Consider the following 15,971-nt stretch of genomic DNA (forward strand, 5'->3'; position numbering starts at 1 on the left):
CATCCTGCGCGCCATGCCCACGCTTCTTTCCTTCGGCCATGGCTACTCCGCCCGCGCGCTGGCGCGTCTCCTCCTCCCGCGTGGCTGGCGGGTGATCGGCACGGTGCGCAGCGAGGAGCGGCGGGCCGAGATCGTCGCCGAAGGCGTCGAGGGGGTGGTCTGGCCGGGCACCGACGTGGTGCCGCTCCTCGACGAGACCACGCACCTGCTGACCTCGGTGGCCCCTGACGAGGGGGGCGACGCGGTGCTGCGGGCGCTGGGCCCCGAGATCGCGGCACGGGCCGGGCAGTTCGCGTGGGCCGGGTATCTTTCGACCACGGGGGTCTATGGCGACCACGGGGGCGGCCGGGTGGACGAGGCGAGCCCCCTCACCCCCGCTACGCGGCGCGGACGGCTGCGGGTCGAGGCGGAGGCAGCCTGGGGCGCGATCCCGGGACTGCCGCTGCACATCTTCCGGCTCGCGGGGATCTACGGGCCGGGGCGCGGGCCCTTCGAGAAGGTGCGGAACGGCACGGCGCGGCGAATCATCAAGCCGGGGCAGATGTTCTCGCGCATCCATGTCGAGGACATCGCGCAGGTTGTCCTGGCCTCAATCGAGCGGCCGAACCCCGGCGCGGTCTACAACGTCTGCGACGACGACCCGGCCCCGCCCGAGGACGTGATCGCGCACGCGGCCGAGCTTCTGGGCCTGCCCGTGCCGCCGGCCGAGGACTTCGCCACCGCCGAGATGACGCCCATGGCGCGCAGCTTCTATGCCGAAAGCAAGCGCGTGCGGAACGACCGGATCAAGGCGGAGCTGGGCGTACGGCTGCTCTACCCCGACTACCGAACCGGGCTTCGGGGCCTGCTCTCTGCGGGGGAGTGACGCCGAGATCACAGGGACGTGACAATTTTTCGCATACCGGACTTGAACACGACGGTCACCCGTCCGATATCGCGGCTGCGGACCGGGCCCCTCTGACGACCTCGCGTCGTGATGTCGGACCGCATCGAGCGCGCTCGGTGTCTTGGCCCTCTTCGCCCGGCTTCCGGCGTGCATATGATGCAAACGCGAGGTTGCTTATGGAATTTCTTCTACTGCTCTGGCTCGGCAAGCCCGTATGGATGTGGCTGCTGTTCATCGGCATCGTGATCGCGCTCCTGGTCTTCGACCTGGGCGTGCTGCACAAGGACGATCACGAGATCGGCGTGGCCGAGTCGCTCAAGCTGTCGGCGATGTACATCGCCATGGGCGTGCTCTTCTCGGGCTTCGTCGCCTGGCAGATCGGCGCCGAGGACGCCAAGCTCTACCTGACCGCCTTCGTGGTCGAGAAGACGCTGGCGATGGACAACGTCTTTGTCATCGCCATGATCTTCACCTATTTTGCCATCCCCCGGCAATACCAGCACCGGGTCCTGTTCTGGGGCATCCTGGGCGTGATCGCGCTGCGGGCGATCATGATCGGCCTGGGTGCCACGCTGGTCGCGCAGTACTCCTGGGTCCTCTATATCTTCGCGGTCTTCCTGATCTTCACCGGCGTCAAGATGATGCTGACGGACGACAAGGAGATGGACATCTCCAAGAACCCGGTGCTGCTGTTCATGAAGCGCCGGATGAACGTGACCGAGGAGCTGCACGGCCACGACTTCTTCGTGAAGAAGCCCGACCCCAAGACCGGCAAGCTCGTGCGCTTCGCCACGCCGCTCTTTCTGGCGCTGGTGCTGATCGAGATCGCGGACGTGATCTTCGCCGTGGACTCGGTGCCCGCCGTCTTCGCCATCACCTCGGACCCGTTCATCGTCTACACGTCGAACATCTTCGCCATCCTGGGCCTGCGGGCGCTCTACTTCGCGCTGGCGGCGATCATCCACCGCTTCCACTACCTCAAGTACGCGCTGTCGGTGCTGCTGGTCTTCATCGGCTCCAAGATCTTCGTGGCCGACCTGATGGGCTGGGAGAAGTTCCCCGCGAGCTGGTCGCTGGGCATCACCTTTGCCATCCTGGGCGCGGGCGTGGTCTTCTCGCTGTGGAAGACGCGTGGCGGCAACCACGACGGCCACGACGGCAAGGCCGTGCTGGCGGAGTGACGACCTCCCGAGACCTCCTGACGCCCGGTCCCTACGGCCGGGCGTTTCCGTTTCGAGGTCCCGCGTGACAAGCCTGCCTGCCGGGCACGTTGCGCGGGGACTCGGCACTGGCTAGGCACTTGGCATGGTCAAGGCGGTGTTCATCCAGTCGCGTCACGCGATCTACCAAGATGCCCCGGGCGAGCGGTACCACTTCCCGAGCCGCTCCTATCTTTCGGTTGCGGCGCAGACCGTGGGGGACTGGGTTCTCTTCTACGAAGGGCGTCGTGGCGGCGGGCGCGGCTACTACGCCGTGCAGAAGGTCGAGCGGATCGTGCCCGACCCGACCGATCCGACGCATCATTTCGCGATACTCAATCCGTCCACGCTGCTCGGCTTCGAGCAGCACGTGCCATATGCCGACCCGCAGGGCGCTCCCTACGAAAGCCGCCTCGCCGGTCCGGACGGACGGGTTCAGCCGGGCGGACTGAATACGGCGGCGATCCGGGTCATTCCGGAGAGGGATTTCGCGCGGATCGTGGATCTGGGCCTGGCACCTCGGGCCACGCCGGATGCGCTGCCTCGGGATCAGGCTGCGCCGGCTCCTCCTGGCCCTTGGCCAATTGGGTTGCACGATCCAGCCGTCCCGTTCGCGCGGGCGCCGGGCCTGGCGGATTGGGCGCGCATCCTGACCAGCCGGGCGCTGCGGGACGAGTCCTTCGCACGGCAGGTCAAGGTCGCCTATGGTGCCCGTTGTGCGATGTCGGGCCTGGCTCTCCGGAACGGCGGGGGACGTCCCGAGGTGAACGCCGCCCATATCCGTCCGGTGGCGAGCCAAGGGCCGGATACCGTCCAGAACGGCTTGGCTCTCTCAGGAACGCTGCATTGGATGTTCGACCGAGGCCTCGTGTCCGTGGCGGAGGATCACTCCATCCTCGTGGCGCAAGGAGCCATCCGGGATGAGGATCGCGCAAGGCTGCTCACGCCCGACAGCAGGCTGGCTTTGCCAGCCGATCAGATGGACTGGCCTCATCCAGCTTACCTGGCTTGGCATCGCCAGAACGTGTTCAAGGGCTGAGTCGCCCCCGAAGCAGATGAGTTCCGGTCAGTGAGGAGAGATTGCGGAGCGGCCCCCTCCTCACTTCCGTCGCGCCGTGACGAACCGTGCGGCCTCGCGCAGCGTGCTGGCCTCGGCGCCGTACACATCGAGCGCGGCGCAGGCGTTCTCGACCAGCGCCTGCGCGCGGGCCTTGGCCCCGGCAAGGCCCAGGAGCGAGACGAACGTCGCCTTGCCGCGGGCCGCGTCCTTGGCCACGGCCTTTCCCACCTCCTCCGCGCTGCCTTCCACGTCGAGGAGGTCATCGGCGATCTGGAAGGCCAGGCCCAGCGCGTCGCCGTAGCGCACCAGCGGCGCGGGGTCGGCCCCCGCGAGCCGCGCGCCCGCCGCCGCCGACCAGGTGATGAGCGCGCCGGTCTTGCGGGCCTGGAGCGCCGTGATCTGCTCCAGCGTCAGCGGCTCGACGGCGGTCTCGGCGGCGATGTCGAGCGCCTGCCCGCCGACCATGCCCGCCACCCCGGCGGCGCGCGCGAGCGTGAGCGTCAGCGTCAGGCGCGCCTCGGGCGAGCCACCAGCCTGACAGACCAGTTCGAAGGCCAGGGACTGGAGCGCGTCGCCGGCGAGCACCGCCGTCGCCTCGTCCCAGGCGCGGTGGACGGTCGGACGGCCCCGGCGGAGGTCGTCGTCATCCATGCAGGGCAGGTCGTCATGGATGAGGGAATAGGCGTGCAGCGCTTCGATGGCCGCTGCCGCCGGAATGGCCTGCGCTTCGGACAGTCCGTGGAGCCGCGCGCCTTCCAAGACGAGGAAGCCGCGCAGGCCCTTGCCGCCCTCGCAGGCGTAGAGCATCGCTTCGGCGACGGGGCCGGGCTCGGCGGCGAGCGCGCGGCAAAGCTCGGCTTCGACGGCGCTGCGGGCGCGGGCGAGCGCGGCTTCGAAGCCCGAGGGCAGCGGCCCTAGCGCGGTCATGCGCCTCAGCCCGCGTCGAAGGGGGTCGTGCCCGCAGGCTGGCCGCCGTCGCCCACGGTGATCTTGGACACCTTCTCCTCGGCCTCGGCCAGCTTGTCCTGGCACCGCTTGCGCAGCTTGGCGCCTCGTTCATAGAGCGCGATGGAATCATCGAGCGCCACGTCGCCGCGCTCCAGCCGCGTCACCACGCCTTCGAGCTCGGCCAGCGCTTCCTCGAAGGTCAACTCCTCGACGGGTCTGTCGGTCATTCCTGCCCTCCCATGGCCCGGACATGCGCCGCCACGGAGTCGCGCAGCGCCGCGAGGTCATAGCCGCCTTCGAGGACGGATGCCACGCGGCCCGCGCAGAGCCGGTCGGCCGCCTCGCAGAGCCGCGCGGTGATCCAGCCGAAATCCCCGGTCGTCAGGCGCAGGCCGCCCAGGGGGTCGTCCTCGTGGGCGTCGAAGCCGGCGGAGATGAGGAGCAGGTCGGGGCGGTGGGCGTCGAGGCGGGGCAGGATCGTGTCGGTCAGGAGCCGCCTGTAGGCCGCGCCGCCGGTCCCGGCCAGCAGGGGGAGGTTCAGGACGGTGCCGTGGGCCTCGTCCGAAGCCTCGCCGGTGCCGGGCCAGAAGGGGCTCTGGTGCGTGGAAACGAAGAGGATGCGGGGGTCCTCCTCCACCAGCGCCTGGGTGCCGTTGCCGTGGTGGACGTCGAAGTCGACGATGGCGACACGCTCGGCCCCATGGAGGTCGATGGCGCGGCGGGCGGCGAGCGCCACGTTGCCGAAGAGGCAAAAGCCCATGGGCGTGCGGGCCAGCGCATGATGGCCCGGCGGGCGGGTGGCGGCGAAGGCGCGGGTGCCGGACATCGCAAGGTCAACGGCCCGGAGCGCCGCCCCGGCGCCCAGACGCGCCGCCCGGACGGAGCCGGGCGAGAGATAGGTGTCGGGGTCGAGCGGGACCTGACCTTCGGCGGGCTCCCCGCGGACGAGCGCGTCGAGGTAGGAGCGGGGGTGCAGGACCGCGAGCTCGTCGTCCGTGGCCTCGCGTGCCTCTTCCCGGGGCAGGCCCGCGCAGCCTTCGAGCGCGGCAGCATGACGTTCGGGCCTCTCAGGGTGGCCGCGCGGCGGGGCGTGGCGGGCGCAGTCGGGGTGGGTCAGGCAAACCGGCATGGACATGAGAGGCAGGAAACGGCCTTTTCTCGGGCGAGACAAGCGATCCCGGAGGTTCCATGCGCGCCTTTTGCCTTCTTGCCCTTCTCGCCGGGCCTGCCCTGGCCCAGGACGAAGGGCCGCCGGTCCGGGAGGTCGAGGCCGACCTCGACGGGAACGGCGCGGCCGAGACCTACGTCCTGCGGGACGGCGGCGAGACGACGGTGGACCTGGAGGTGCGGACGACCGACGGCACGCGCATGGTTCCGGGCATCGCCTGGACGGGCCGCACGCCGGGCACCGAGCCGGAACTGGCCCTGAGCCCGGCGGGCTCGGTGCAGGTCGTCTCGATGAACGACGCGGTGGGGCGGGACCGCTGGCGGCTCGTGCTGACCCTGGCCCACCGGGGCGGCGACTGGCGCGTGGCGGGGATCACCTATGACTGGCGCGACACGCTGGACCCGGCGGCGCGCTGGGGCGGCTGCGACCTGAACCTGCTGACGGGGCGTGGGACGGCAACGAGCCCGGAGGGCGAGCGGGCGATCGTGGCCCCTTCTCCCGCACCCGTGCTGTGGGACTGGCAGGACACGGACCTGCCTGACGTGCTGCCGGCCGAGTGCTTCGGCGGCTGACCCGTCAGTCGGTCGCCAGGCGGTAGCCCGCGCCGCGCACGGTCTGGAGGTAGCGCGGCTGCCGGGGGTCGGGCTCGATCTTGCGGCGCAGGCGGGTGATCTGCACGTCCACCGCCCGCTCCTGCGCGGCCGAGGGCACGCCGCGGGGGCCGGCCTCCTCGATCAGGCGCAGGCGAGTGACGGTGGCGCCGGGCTCGGCCGCGAGGATGCGCATGAGGCCCGCCTCGGTGGCGGTCAGGCGCAGGGGCTCGCCCGCGTCGCGCTGAAGCTCGCCCCGCTCCACGTCGTAGATCATGTCGCCCAGCCGCAGCCGCTGGGGCGCGGTCGGCGAGGGCAAGGGCTCGGGCGCGGCGCGGCGGAGGACGACGTTGATGCGCAGGAGCAGTTCCTTGGGGTCGAAGGGCTTGGGAAGATAGTCGTCCGCCCCGGCCTCCAGCCCCCGGATGCGGTCCCCGGTCTCGCCGCGGGCGGTGAGCAGGATGACGGGCATCCCCCAGCGCCCCACGAGGTCGCGGCACAGCGAGAGACCGTCCTCGCCCGGCATCATCACGTCGAGCACCACGAGATCGAAGGACAGCCCCGCGAGCAGCCGGCGCGCCTGCGCGGCGCCCGCGGCGGTGGTGACGAGGAATCCGTGCTTGAGGAGGAACCGCGCGAGGAGCGTGCGGATGCGCTCGTCATCGTCGACGATGAGGAGATGCGGCAGCTCCACGTCAGCGGCTCCCGGCCTTGCCCGGGGCATCGCCGCCTTCGAAGTGGCGGCGCATCTCGGGGTCCATCATGGCTTCCAGCACCTGCCGGAAGCCCTGGACGGCCTGAGGTCCCGCGGCGCGGTAGGCGGCCCGCATCCGGTCGCGCTGGGCCTCGGAGAGCGCGCGCTCCAGGGTGCGGCCCGTCTCGGTCAGGTGGAGGTGCCGCTCGCGCCGGTCCTCGCGGCCGACGCGGGCCTCGACCAGGCCGTCGTCCATGAGCCGGCGCAGGACGCGGTTCAGGGACTGCTTGGTGACGCCCAGGATGTCGAGGAGGTTGCCGACGGTCGTGCCCGGGCTGCGCCCGATGAAGTGCAGCGCCCGGTGATGCGCCCGGCCGTAGTCCTGCTCGGCCAGGATGCGGTCGGGCGCGGCCGTGAAGCCGCGATAGGCGAAGAACATCGCCTCGATGCCTTTTCGCAGCTGCTCGTCCGTCAGGTAGAGGAGCCCATGCCCCCCCTGCGGTCCCGGTCGCTCGGCCATGCGATCTCCTTCGGCTCGGCCTAAGATACGTCAGCCATGTTGACATTCCAAGCCCCCGCTGATAGCTCCTCGGGCGGAATGCGCAACTTTATGTCCGATATGGACCAAATCGCGACAGGAATGGCAAGGAGAGTGGAGCATGGCCGCAGCCTATGACGACCGCGACGGATGGATCTGGATGGACGGCAAGCTCGTGCCGTGGCGCGACGCCAACGTCCACATCCTGACGCACGCCCTCCACTACGCCTCGTCGGTCTTCGAGGGCGAGCGCTGCTATTCGGGCAAGATCTTCAAGGGGCACGAGCATTCGCTGCGCCTGCGACGGTCGGCCGAGCTTCTCGACATGGATATCCCCTTCTCGGCCGAGGAGATCGACGCCGCCAAGGACGCCATGCTGAAGGCCAACGGCTGGACGGACGCCTATGTGCGCGCGGTCGCCTGGCGCGGCTCGGGCGAGGACATGGGCGTCTCGGCGCGGCGCAATCCCGTTCGGCTGGCCGTCGCCGGCTGGGAATGGGGCAACTACTACGGCGACGCCAAGATGAAGGGCGCCAAGCTCGACATCGCGAAGTGGAAGCGGCCCTCGCCCGAGACCATCCCGTCCGAAGCCAAGGCGGCGGGCCTCTACATGATCTGCACCATGTCCAAGCACGCGGCCGAGGCCAAGGGCTGCTCGGACGCGATGATGATGGACTACCGCGGCTACGTGGCCGAGGCGACGGGCGCCAACATCTTCTTCGTCAAGGACGGCGAGGTGCACACGCCCAAGCCCGACTGCTTCCTGAACGGCATCACCCGCCAGACCGTGATCGGGATGCTGCGCGACCGGCAGGTGAAGGTCCATGAGCGCCACATCGAGCCTTCCGAGCTTGAAAGCTTCGAGCAGTGCTGGCTCACGGGGACGGCGGCCGAGGTGACCCCCGTGGGGCAGATCGGCGACTACAGCTTCGAGGTGGGCCAGATGGTCCGCGACGTGGCCAGCGCCTACGAGAAGCTGGTCCGCGCCTGAGCACCGGCACACGGGTCCTTGTCCCCGATGAGGGCCCGGAAAGGGTCTCGTGGCGGTGCCGGCGTTCCGGCGCGCCTGTTCCTTCTGGCGTGCCGGGCGCCTCGGGTCAGCCTTCCGGGGGCGGGCGCCGGAGCCCGAGCTGCTGCTCGCGCCAGACGATCAGGATGCCGGCGGCGATGATGATCGCGGCGCCACCGAGCGTGGTGCCGCGCGGCACCTCGGCAAAGGCGAGATAGCCGATCCCGATGGCCAGGAGCATCGAGGCGTAGTCGAAAGGCGCGACAAGCCCCGCCTCGGCGTGGCGGTAGGCGGAGGTCAGGAAGATCTGGCCGAAGCCGCCGAAGATGCCCGCCAAGATGAGGAGCAGGGCCTCGTGCGGGGCGGGCAGCACCCAGCCAAAGGGAATCGTCGTCAGCGACAGGAGGGTCGCGGTGACGGAGAACCAGAAGACGATGGCCGCCGTGCCCTCGGTCATGGTGAGGCGGCGAATGAAGACCTGGGCGAGCGCCGCAAAGACGGCTCCGCCGAGCGTCAGCATGGCGCCCAACGTCTCGCGCGCCGTAGCATCGGCGCCGAGCGTCAGCCGCGGCGAGAGCACCACGAGCACGCCCACGAGGCCCAGCGCCACGGCCAGGAATCGCACGAGGCGCACCCGCTCGCCCAGGAACATCGCGCCGAAGACCACGACGAGGAGCGGCGCGGCGTAGCCGATGGCGGTGACCTCGGGCAAGGGAAGGAGCCCCAGACCGGCGAAGCCCAGGCCCATGCCCATGGTGCCCACGAGCCCGCGCCAGACATGGCCCAGCGGATCGCTCGTGCGCAGGCCATCGCGCAGGTTTCCCTGCCAGGCGAGCCAGGCCAGGATCACGGGACAGGCAAAGAGCGAGCGGAAGAACACCGCCTGCCCCGGAGGGACGTGATCCGCCGTGGCCTTGATGAGAGCGGCCATGGCCGCGAAGACGGCAACCGAGGCCAGCTTGAAGGAGATCCCCCGCAGGGGTTGCCGAAAGATCTGAGGCGGCATGGAAGGCTCCGGAACGGGCCTCCTAGCCTTGCGCGCCCGGTCGGCGGGCGCAACCCGTCAGTGATCGCGATCGCGCAGCATCCGCAGGACGGGCTGGAGCGTCTCCTCGGCCGGAACCTCGCGGCGGCGGCGGTCGAGCGCCTGCGCGGCGGGGTGGCGCCCGTCTTCGCGCGCGAGCCGCAGGAAGTGCCTTAGGCGCAGGCCGGCGTTCTCGGGGGCGGGGTGGTCGACGATGTGGCGGGTGGTGGGATCGATGTGGCGGGTCATGGGATCCTCCGGTCACGTGCCCCGAATCTAGGGCGCCGTGGCCCGAAGTTCACGTTTTTTCTCGGCCAGCTCGCTCAGGAGCGGCCCGTAGTCGTCCAGGAGGTCCACGGGAATGCCCTGGGCGCGCAGCTCGGCCACCGCGCCGGCCTCGGCCGCGCGGCCGGCGCGGCGCAGCGTCACGCGCCGGACGCGGCCCGGATGACGGGCGGCAACGGCGGCGTAGATCGCGGCGTCGTGCTGGCCGGTGTCGCCCACGAGCCAGAACGGCAGGCCGGGATTGGCGGCCATGAGGCGGTCGATGACGCCGCCCTTGTGCTCGCCATGCGAGGTCGGTCCTTCCTGCAACTCGCCGATCCCGAGGTCTCGCAGGAAGAGCGGCGCCCGCACGAGGCCCGCGCGGGCGAAGAGACCCTCGAGGAAGGCGTGGAGGTTCCAGGGTGAGGAGGAGACGAAGAAGACCGGGTTGCGCCCGGCCTCGGACAGGCGGGCGAGGAGTTCGACCGCATCGGGGAAGACGTGGCGGCTCTGGATGTTGCCGGTCAGGGTGGTCCAGAGATTGCGCGGCAGGTTCCAGGCTCCGGTGGCGATCACCGTGTCGTCGATGTCCGAGACCACGGCCATTCGCGCCCGGGGGTTCGGGATCTGCACGGGGAGGCGCGCATGGGCCCCCTCGGCCTCGACGGCGACCTCGGCCCAGCCCCGGGCGTCGGACTGGGGGATCAGGAGGTTGAAGTAGCCCTCCTCGTCGGTGATGGCCGAGACGCCATGGGCGGGCGCCGTGACCGTGACCTCGGCCACTTCGTCGGTCAGGAAGAGCGAGAGCATCTGGAGCAGGTTGCGCCAGGGGCCCTGACCGTGGCGGGCCTGGGGCCGCTTCAGCCGGGACAGGACCCGGCCGCGGGCGATCCAGTGGTCGGGGGTGGCGTAACCAAGGTAGACCTCGATCACCGGCGGGCCGGCCCGGACCGGCTCGAACGGGCCGAAGGCGGATTCGAGACGGCGCCCGGTCCGGGCCAAGAGCCGTAGGAGGCCACGTTTCATGGGAAGATCGTCCCGGAACGGCATCCGCCGGAGGGCGCGCGGGGCCTCCGGGAGGTTGAGCAAGAAAGGCCCGTGTACATGCCATCGGACGAGGGTCTGCACAAGTCCGGCGCGGCAGCTTCCCAGCGGTCACGACGGGGTGTTCCCGGAGCATTCCGGCACGACGTCGCGGGTCGGGCCCTAGGTCACCCTTGGGTGCGCGGCACCTGGGAGAGGCAGCCCCATCGGGCATTCGAAGCGAAACCGACGCGCGCGGGTGAACAGAAGAGGTCCGCTTCGGGGAACGACGGCTCCAAGAGCTGATCGGCAGGCGCTGGCCCGCCACCGTCGCTCTTGAGCGGGCTGACTTCAGGCCTGAACACGAAGCGGCTCTCAAGGACCGCCAGGACGAGTTCCGGATACGTTTGCGCTACCTATGCCAGCAACGGCATCCGCCGGAGAGCGAGGGGAGCACTCTCCGGCGGGAACGGACCGCGACAGGGATTTCGCGGTCGAGAAACACGGCGCCTCGCTTGGGACAGGCATCGGGTATCGGCGCCGTTGTGAAAGATGAACGTCGAGCCTCTGAGCGGGTTCCAGTCTGTCGTTCGCTTTTTGCATGAAAACCTGGACTCGGCCGGATTGCGCCTTTGGTCGCGGCCGGGCCAATGTATCTGGACCCGCCCCGGCGATGCGCTAACCTACTCTGGACAATGGCGGACCGCGGGGAGCGGCCGAGGCGAGGGAGAACGGGAATGAGATTCGGCATGATCGCAGCCGTGGCGCTGCTGGCCCCCGGCGCGTCCTGGGCGCAGGACGGCACGGGCGATGCGGCTGCGGGCGAGGAGCACTTCAACCGGCAGTGCATCTCGTGCCACGTCGTGCAGAACGAAGCGGGCGAGGTGCTGGCGGGTCGCAACGCCAAGGTGGGGCCGAACCTCTACGGCGTCGTGGGCCGGGTGGCAGGCTCGTATCCCGATTTCGCCTACAGCGACCTGATGATGACCTACGGCGCCACGGGCGCGGTCTGGGAAGAGGCGAACTTCACGGCCTACATCCAGGACCCGACCGGCTATCTGCGCGAGGCCACCGGCGAATCGGGGCGCAGCAAGATGGCGTATCAGGTGCGGGACGAGCAGGAGGCGCACGACCTCTATGCCTATATGGCGACCTTCTCGTCCGACGCCGCCGCCGCTCCGGCGGAAGGCGAGGCGCCGGCCGAAGCGGAGGCGCCTTCGCAGTGAGGTCCGCGGAGCCCGGCGGCTGCGGAGGGGCGGCCGGGCACCCATGATCGTCTATTCCGACCGCCGGCGCCGCGTGGCGCCGCGCGAGTTTCTGGAGCGGCTGATTCGGAGCTTCGGAGCGCCGAGGCACGATACGCTTGCACTCCTCGTCGAGACGGGGGTGCTGGAGGCAGGGGTCGCGGACGCGCTCTGCCCCGAGGAGGACCACCAGGGGGAAGGTCTTGCGGAGCTTCGCGCGGCGATGCTGGATCTCGCGCGGGCTCTGCGCGGGGATGCCGACCGCCTGGTCTCGGCCCGCAAACGCCTGGCGGGAATCGCGGCCCGGCTTTCCCCCGAGCCGGTCGAGGTCTCCGAGCCCGAGGGCTTCGCCTTTTACGCGCTCTATCCCGAAACCTATGCCGAGGCGGCGCGGCGCTTCCTGCGGGCGGAGCAGCCCGAGCGGGCGATGGTCGTGGGCCTGCGGAGCATCGGCACGACGCTCTCGGCCGTGGTGGCGGCGGAGTTGGAGGCGCAGGGCGTGGAGGTGACGAGCTTCACCGTCCGTCCGCGCGGCCATCCCTGGGACCGGAAGCTGCGGCTTTCCCCGGAGCTGCGCGCGGGCCTGGGCCAGGGCGGGCCTGTCCTGATCGTGGACGAAGGGCCAGGGATCAGCGGCAGCTCCTTCGCCAGTGTGGCAGAGGCGGCGTCGGAGGCCGGGGTGCCGGACGACCGCATCCACCTGTTCCCGAGCTGGGACAGCGACGGGTCGGGCCTGCGTTCCGAGCGGGCGCGGGCGGTCTGGCCACGGGTGAAGCGTTGGGTCGTGTCCTTCGAGGAGACGTTCCTCGACACGGGCCGGCTTGCGGCGGCCTGGGGCGGAGGCGGCCTGCGGGACATCTCGGGAGGGCTGTGGCGAGAGGTGGTCCCGTCGTGCCGGGACGTCGCCGTACAGCCCCAGCACGAGCGCCGGAAGTATCTTCTGGAGCGGGGGGACGGGACGCCACTCCTGCTCAAGTTCGTGGGGCTGGGGGATCGTGGCCACCGGGCGCTCGCGCGGGCCGAGATCCAGGCGGCGGACGGGTTCGCGTCTCCCGTGGCGGGCCTGCGGGACGGGTTCCTGGCTCAGGAATGGGTCAAGGGGCATCCGGCCGGGAGTGCTCTGCACGCCCGGACAGCAGAGGACACCGGGAGCAACTGGTCGGCCACGATGGGAAGGTATCTCGGCCACCTCGCGACGCAGACGAAGGGAGCGGCGCGCTTCGACGACATCCTGGCCATGGTCCGGCTCAATGTCGGCGAGGGCCTGGGCGGGGAGGCCTTGGGGCACGTGGCATGGTTGGAGCGGATGCGCGCAGCGGTCGAGGCGCGGCCCGCCGTGGCGGTGGACGGTCGGATGCTCCCTCAGGAATGGCTGCGGAGCGAGGCGGGGGAGCGGCTCAAGTGCGACGGTCTCGACCACCATGATGACCATTTCTGGCCCGGCGCGCAGGACATTGCCTGGGATCTGGCCGGGGCGATGGTGGAATGGGGCATGGAGCCGGAGGCCCGGGAAGCCCTCCTGCAGCACTACGAGTCGTGCAGCGAGATCCGTCCGGGCGCACGGGATGATGGCGCCCGCGAGGTGCTGCACTTCTACGAAGCCACCTATCTGGCGTACCGGCTGGGCTACACCACGCTTGCGGCCGAGACGCTGGGCAGCGGCGAGGACGGGTGCCGAATGGCGCGCGACAGGGACCGCTATGCGGGGCTCCTGCGGGCGGCGCTGGAGCGGGGCGCGTGAGCCCGTTTCCCCCGCACATCCGCCTTGTCATCTTCGACGCGGACAACACGCTGCGGCGGGTCACGGTGCCCGGCCGCGTCTGCCCCTGGGGGCCCGAGGAATGGGAGCCCTTGCCCGGCATCCGCGCGGCCCTTTGCGGGCTCCGCTGGGGAGCCGGGGGGCTGCTCCTGGGGATGGCGTCGAACCAGGACCAGGTCTTCTACGGGCATCTGACGGCCGATATGGCGAGGCGGTTGCTGCTGGATGCGGCGGAGGCGGCCACCGGGCATCGGCCCCCGGACGGTGCCGTGCGTTTCTGCATCCATGCGATGGACGCGGGCTGCGGCTGCCGCAAGCCCGAGCCAGGCCTGCTGCACGAGGCGATGGAGTTCCAAGGCATGGACCCCGGCGCCACCCTGTTCGTGGGTGACGCCGACGTGGACCGCGAGGCCGCGCGGCGGGCGGGCGTGGCCTTTCTCCACGTGGACGACCTGCTGGCCGGGCGTCAGGGAGCCGGCTGAGGGGACGACGCAGGCCCGTCGTATCGGAAGGCCTGCACGCTCTGCCAGTCCAGCGTGACGATGGGCCCGGCGGGATCGTCGCAGGCCACGCGGTCGCGCGCGGTGTCGAGGCGCAGCCGCCACGCACCTTCGGGCAGCGCGAACTCGGCTTCGTCGCCGGCGTTGAGCAGGATCAGGAGACGTGTCCCCTCGGGCAGGGTCATGTCCACGCCGAAGACGCGAAGGCCCCCGTCCTGCCAGTCCTCGGGCGTCATCTCGCGGCCGGCGGGATGGACCCAGGTCACCACGGGGCCATCGTCCGGCTGGTCGCCGGGCGCCGTGGCGAAGCGCAGCCGCGCGAGCCGCGCCTCGCGCCGGAAGGCCACGATGTCCTCCACCGCCGTCCGCAAAGCCTCGCGCGGGGCAGACCAGTCGATCCAGGCGATCTCGTTGTCCTGGGCATAGGCATTGTTGTTGCCGCCCTGCGTCTGACCGAGTTCGTCCCCGGCCAGGAGCATGGGCACGCCCTGGCTCAGAAGCAGCGTGGCCAGCATCGCCCGCGCGCGCCGCTCGCGCGCGGCGTCGACGGTGAGGTCGTCGGTCGGGCCCTCGATCCCCATGTTGTCGGACATGTTGTTGTTGTGGCCGTCGCGGTTGTCCTCGCCGTTGGCCTCGTTGTGCTTGTCGTTGTAGCTGACCGCGTCCCAGAGCGTGAAGCCGTCGTGGGCCGCCAGGAAGTTGACCGACGACGTCGCCGGGCGATGCGAGTGCCGGAACTGCACCGGGCTGCCCAGGAGCCGCTCGGACATCGCAGGAATGAGGCCCGCGTCCTTGCGCCAGAAGCCGCGCACGTCGTCGCGGAACTTGTCATTCCACTCGCGGAAGGGCCAGGGGAAGCCGCCGACCTGATAACCGCCCTCACCCACGTCCCAGGGCTCGGCGATGAGCTTGACGGTGGACAGCACCGGGTCCTGCCGGATCGCGGCGAAGAAGGCGCCCTCGCGCTCGAATCCGGTGGACTCGCGCCCCAGCGTGGAGGCGAGGTCGAAGCGGAATCCATCCACGTGCATGACCTGCACCCAGTAGCGCAGGCTGTCGAGCACCATGCGCAGCACCATCGGATGCGCCACGTTGAGCGTGTTGCCGGTGCCGGTCGTGTCGTAGCTGTGGCGCGGGTTCTCGGGCGAGAGAAGATAGTAGCTCGCGTTGTCGATGCCGCGGTAGCTGAGGGTCGTGCCCTTCTCGTTGCCTTCGCAGGTGTGGTTATAGACCACGTCGAGGATCACCTCGATCCCGGCGGCGTGGAACCGGCGCACGGCCTCCTTCACCTCGCGGATCGCGCCCGATTTCAGATAGGGCGCGTGGGGCGCGAAGAACGAGAGCGTGTTGTAGCCCCAGTAATTCGACAAGCTCTTCTCCTCGAGGAAGCGATCGTTGGGAAAAGCGTGGACGGGGAGGAGCTCGATCGCGGTGACGCCCAGCGCCTTGAGGTGGTCGATCACGGCGGGCGAGGCGAGGCCCTGGAAAGTGCCGCGGTCAGCCTCGGGCACGCCGGGATGGCGCATGGTGAGGCCCTTCACGTGGGCCTCGTAGACCAGGCTGTCCTGCCAGCGATGGCGCAGCGCGCGGTCGGCCTCCCAGTCGAAGTCGGGGTCCACCACGACGGCCTTGGGCAGGAAGGGGGCGGAGTCGCGCGGGTCGGGCGTGTCGTCGTCCCCGTTCTCCAGGTCGTAGCCATGGAGCGCGTTGTCCCAGCGGATGCGGCCCCGGAGCTGCCGGGCGTAGGGGTCGAGGAGGAGCTTCCTCGCGTTGAAGCGGTGCCCGTTGGCCGGGTCGTAGGGCCCGTGGACGCGGTATCCGTAGACCTGCCCCGGCCCGATGCCGGGCAGGTAGCCGTGCCAGACGCCGCCCTCCATCGCCGGAAGATCGAGGCGGTGCGTCTCGGTCGCGCCCTTGTCGTCAAAAAGACAGAGCTCGACCCCGGTGGCGTTGTCCGAGAAGAGCGCGAAATTAGTGCCCTGCCCGTCGAAGGTCGCGCCCAGTGCGTCGGCATGGGCGGACTCGCGGTCGAAGGCGAGAGCCGGCGAAGGTGTCTTGAGCATCA

General features: G+C 70.3%; 17 protein-coding genes. 8 read left to right on the plus strand and 9 right to left on the minus strand.

The annotated features are described in order from the left end of the window. Positions 1 to 13: 13 nt before the first annotated feature. The 3 genes from FHG71_RS08550 to FHG71_RS08560 all read left to right on the plus strand — a co-directional run bounded on the left by FHG71_RS08550 (position 14) and on the right by FHG71_RS08560 (position 3,124). Positions 14 to 865, plus strand: coding sequence for an SDR family oxidoreductase (locus tag FHG71_RS08550; RefSeq protein WP_139081258.1), 852 nt, complete (start codon positions 14 to 16; stop codon positions 863 to 865). A 197-nt stretch (positions 866 to 1,062) separates the two neighbouring features. Next, a complete protein-coding gene (locus tag FHG71_RS08555; RefSeq protein WP_139081210.1) occupies positions 1,063 to 2,067 on the plus strand; it encodes a TerC family protein in 1,005 nt (334 codons plus the stop codon). 124 nt (positions 2,068 to 2,191) lie between these two features. Further along, positions 2,192 to 3,124 carry an HNH endonuclease gene (locus tag FHG71_RS08560; protein WP_139081211.1) on the plus strand — a complete coding sequence of 311 codons (933 nt, stop codon included), beginning with the start codon at positions 2,192 to 2,194 and terminating at the stop codon, positions 3,122 to 3,124. Between the two features lie 60 nt (positions 3,125 to 3,184). Here the strand turns inward: FHG71_RS08560 and FHG71_RS08565 are convergent, their stop codons facing one another. From FHG71_RS08565 to FHG71_RS08575, 3 genes are read right to left on the minus strand one after another with little or no spacing between them, the layout of a single operon-like run. Continuing rightward, on the minus strand, positions 3,185 to 4,072 hold the full coding sequence (locus FHG71_RS08565; protein WP_139081212.1) for a polyprenyl synthetase family protein: 888 nt from the start codon (positions 4,070 to 4,072) through the stop codon (positions 3,185 to 3,187). A gap of 5 nt (positions 4,073 to 4,077) precedes the next feature. Then, on the minus strand, positions 4,078 to 4,320 hold the full coding sequence (locus FHG71_RS08570; protein WP_139081213.1) for an exodeoxyribonuclease VII small subunit: 243 nt from the start codon (positions 4,318 to 4,320) through the stop codon (positions 4,078 to 4,080). Next, on the minus strand, positions 4,317 to 5,228 hold the full coding sequence (locus FHG71_RS08575; protein ID WP_139081214.1) for a histone deacetylase family protein: 912 nt from the start codon (positions 5,226 to 5,228) through the stop codon (positions 4,317 to 4,319). Before FHG71_RS08575 ends, FHG71_RS08570 begins: the two co-directional genes overlap by 4 nt. Before the next feature lie 53 nt (positions 5,229 to 5,281). On the opposite strand from FHG71_RS08575, the gene FHG71_RS08580 reads away from it, so the two are divergent. Beyond that, positions 5,282 to 5,833, plus strand: coding sequence for a hypothetical protein (locus FHG71_RS08580; RefSeq protein ID WP_139081215.1), 552 nt, complete (start codon positions 5,282 to 5,284; stop codon positions 5,831 to 5,833). A gap of 4 nt (positions 5,834 to 5,837) precedes the next feature. Here FHG71_RS08580 and FHG71_RS08585 read toward each other — a convergent pair whose 3' ends face one another. Both FHG71_RS08585 and FHG71_RS08590 read right to left on the minus strand, forming a co-directional pair. Beyond that, a complete protein-coding gene (locus tag FHG71_RS08585) occupies positions 5,838 to 6,575 on the minus strand; it encodes a response regulator (protein ID WP_139081216.1) in 738 nt (245 codons plus the stop codon). Further along, entirely contained in the window at positions 6,547 to 7,065 is a 519-nt protein-coding gene (locus FHG71_RS08590; protein ID WP_139081217.1) for a MarR family winged helix-turn-helix transcriptional regulator, read from the minus strand. The genes FHG71_RS08585 and FHG71_RS08590 overlap by 29 nt, the downstream gene beginning before the upstream one ends. Positions 7,066 to 7,204: 139 nt before the next feature. On the opposite strand from FHG71_RS08590, the gene FHG71_RS08595 reads away from it, so the two are divergent. Beyond that, positions 7,205 to 8,074 (plus strand): branched-chain amino acid aminotransferase, encoded by an 870-nt coding sequence (locus FHG71_RS08595; protein ID WP_139081218.1) that lies wholly within the window; start codon positions 7,205 to 7,207, stop codon positions 8,072 to 8,074. A 106-nt stretch (positions 8,075 to 8,180) separates the two neighbouring features. Here FHG71_RS08595 and FHG71_RS08600 read toward each other — a convergent pair whose 3' ends face one another. Genes FHG71_RS08600 through FHG71_RS08610 form a run of 3 tightly spaced genes read right to left on the minus strand, consistent with a single transcriptional unit; the run spans position 8,181 to position 10,406 of the window. After that, positions 8,181 to 9,098 carry a DMT family transporter gene (locus FHG71_RS08600; RefSeq protein WP_139081219.1) on the minus strand — a complete coding sequence of 306 codons (918 nt, stop codon included), beginning with the start codon at positions 9,096 to 9,098 and terminating at the stop codon, positions 8,181 to 8,183. Between the two features lie 57 nt (positions 9,099 to 9,155). Further along, a complete protein-coding gene (locus tag FHG71_RS08605; protein WP_139081220.1) occupies positions 9,156 to 9,365 on the minus strand; it encodes a hypothetical protein in 210 nt (69 codons plus the stop codon). 27 nt (positions 9,366 to 9,392) lie between these two features. After that, positions 9,393 to 10,406, minus strand: coding sequence for a phosphatase domain-containing protein (locus FHG71_RS08610; protein ID WP_176559339.1), 1,014 nt, complete (start codon positions 10,404 to 10,406; stop codon positions 9,393 to 9,395). Positions 10,407 to 11,140: 734 nt separating this feature from the next. On the opposite strand from FHG71_RS08610, the gene FHG71_RS08615 reads away from it, so the two are divergent. The 3 genes from FHG71_RS08615 to FHG71_RS08625 are packed head-to-tail and all read left to right on the plus strand — an operon-like array spanning position 11,141 to position 13,888. Then, entirely contained in the window at positions 11,141 to 11,629 is a 489-nt protein-coding gene (locus tag FHG71_RS08615) for a c-type cytochrome (protein ID WP_139081222.1), read from the plus strand. Between the two features lie 43 nt (positions 11,630 to 11,672). Further along, a complete protein-coding gene (locus FHG71_RS08620) occupies positions 11,673 to 13,388 on the plus strand; it encodes a hypothetical protein (RefSeq protein ID WP_139081223.1) in 1,716 nt (571 codons plus the stop codon). Beyond that, positions 13,385 to 13,888, plus strand: a complete 504-nt coding sequence (locus FHG71_RS08625; RefSeq protein ID WP_176559340.1) for an HAD-IIIA family hydrolase — start codon at positions 13,385 to 13,387, stop codon at positions 13,886 to 13,888. Before FHG71_RS08620 ends, FHG71_RS08625 begins: the two co-directional genes overlap by 4 nt. On the opposite strand, the gene glgX is transcribed toward FHG71_RS08625, so the two are convergent. Further along, positions 13,873 to 15,969: a glycogen debranching protein GlgX gene (gene glgX / locus FHG71_RS08630; protein WP_139081225.1), complete on the minus strand. Its 2,097-nt coding sequence runs from the start codon at positions 15,967 to 15,969 to the stop codon at positions 13,873 to 13,875. The two genes, FHG71_RS08625 and glgX, sit on opposite strands and share 16 nt — an antisense overlap. Positions 15,970 to 15,971: the final 2 nt, after the last annotated feature.

The organism is Rubellimicrobium roseum (assembly GCF_006152145.1).
GTDB classification, from domain to species: domain Bacteria; phylum Pseudomonadota; class Alphaproteobacteria; order Rhodobacterales; family Rhodobacteraceae; genus Rubellimicrobium; species Rubellimicrobium roseum.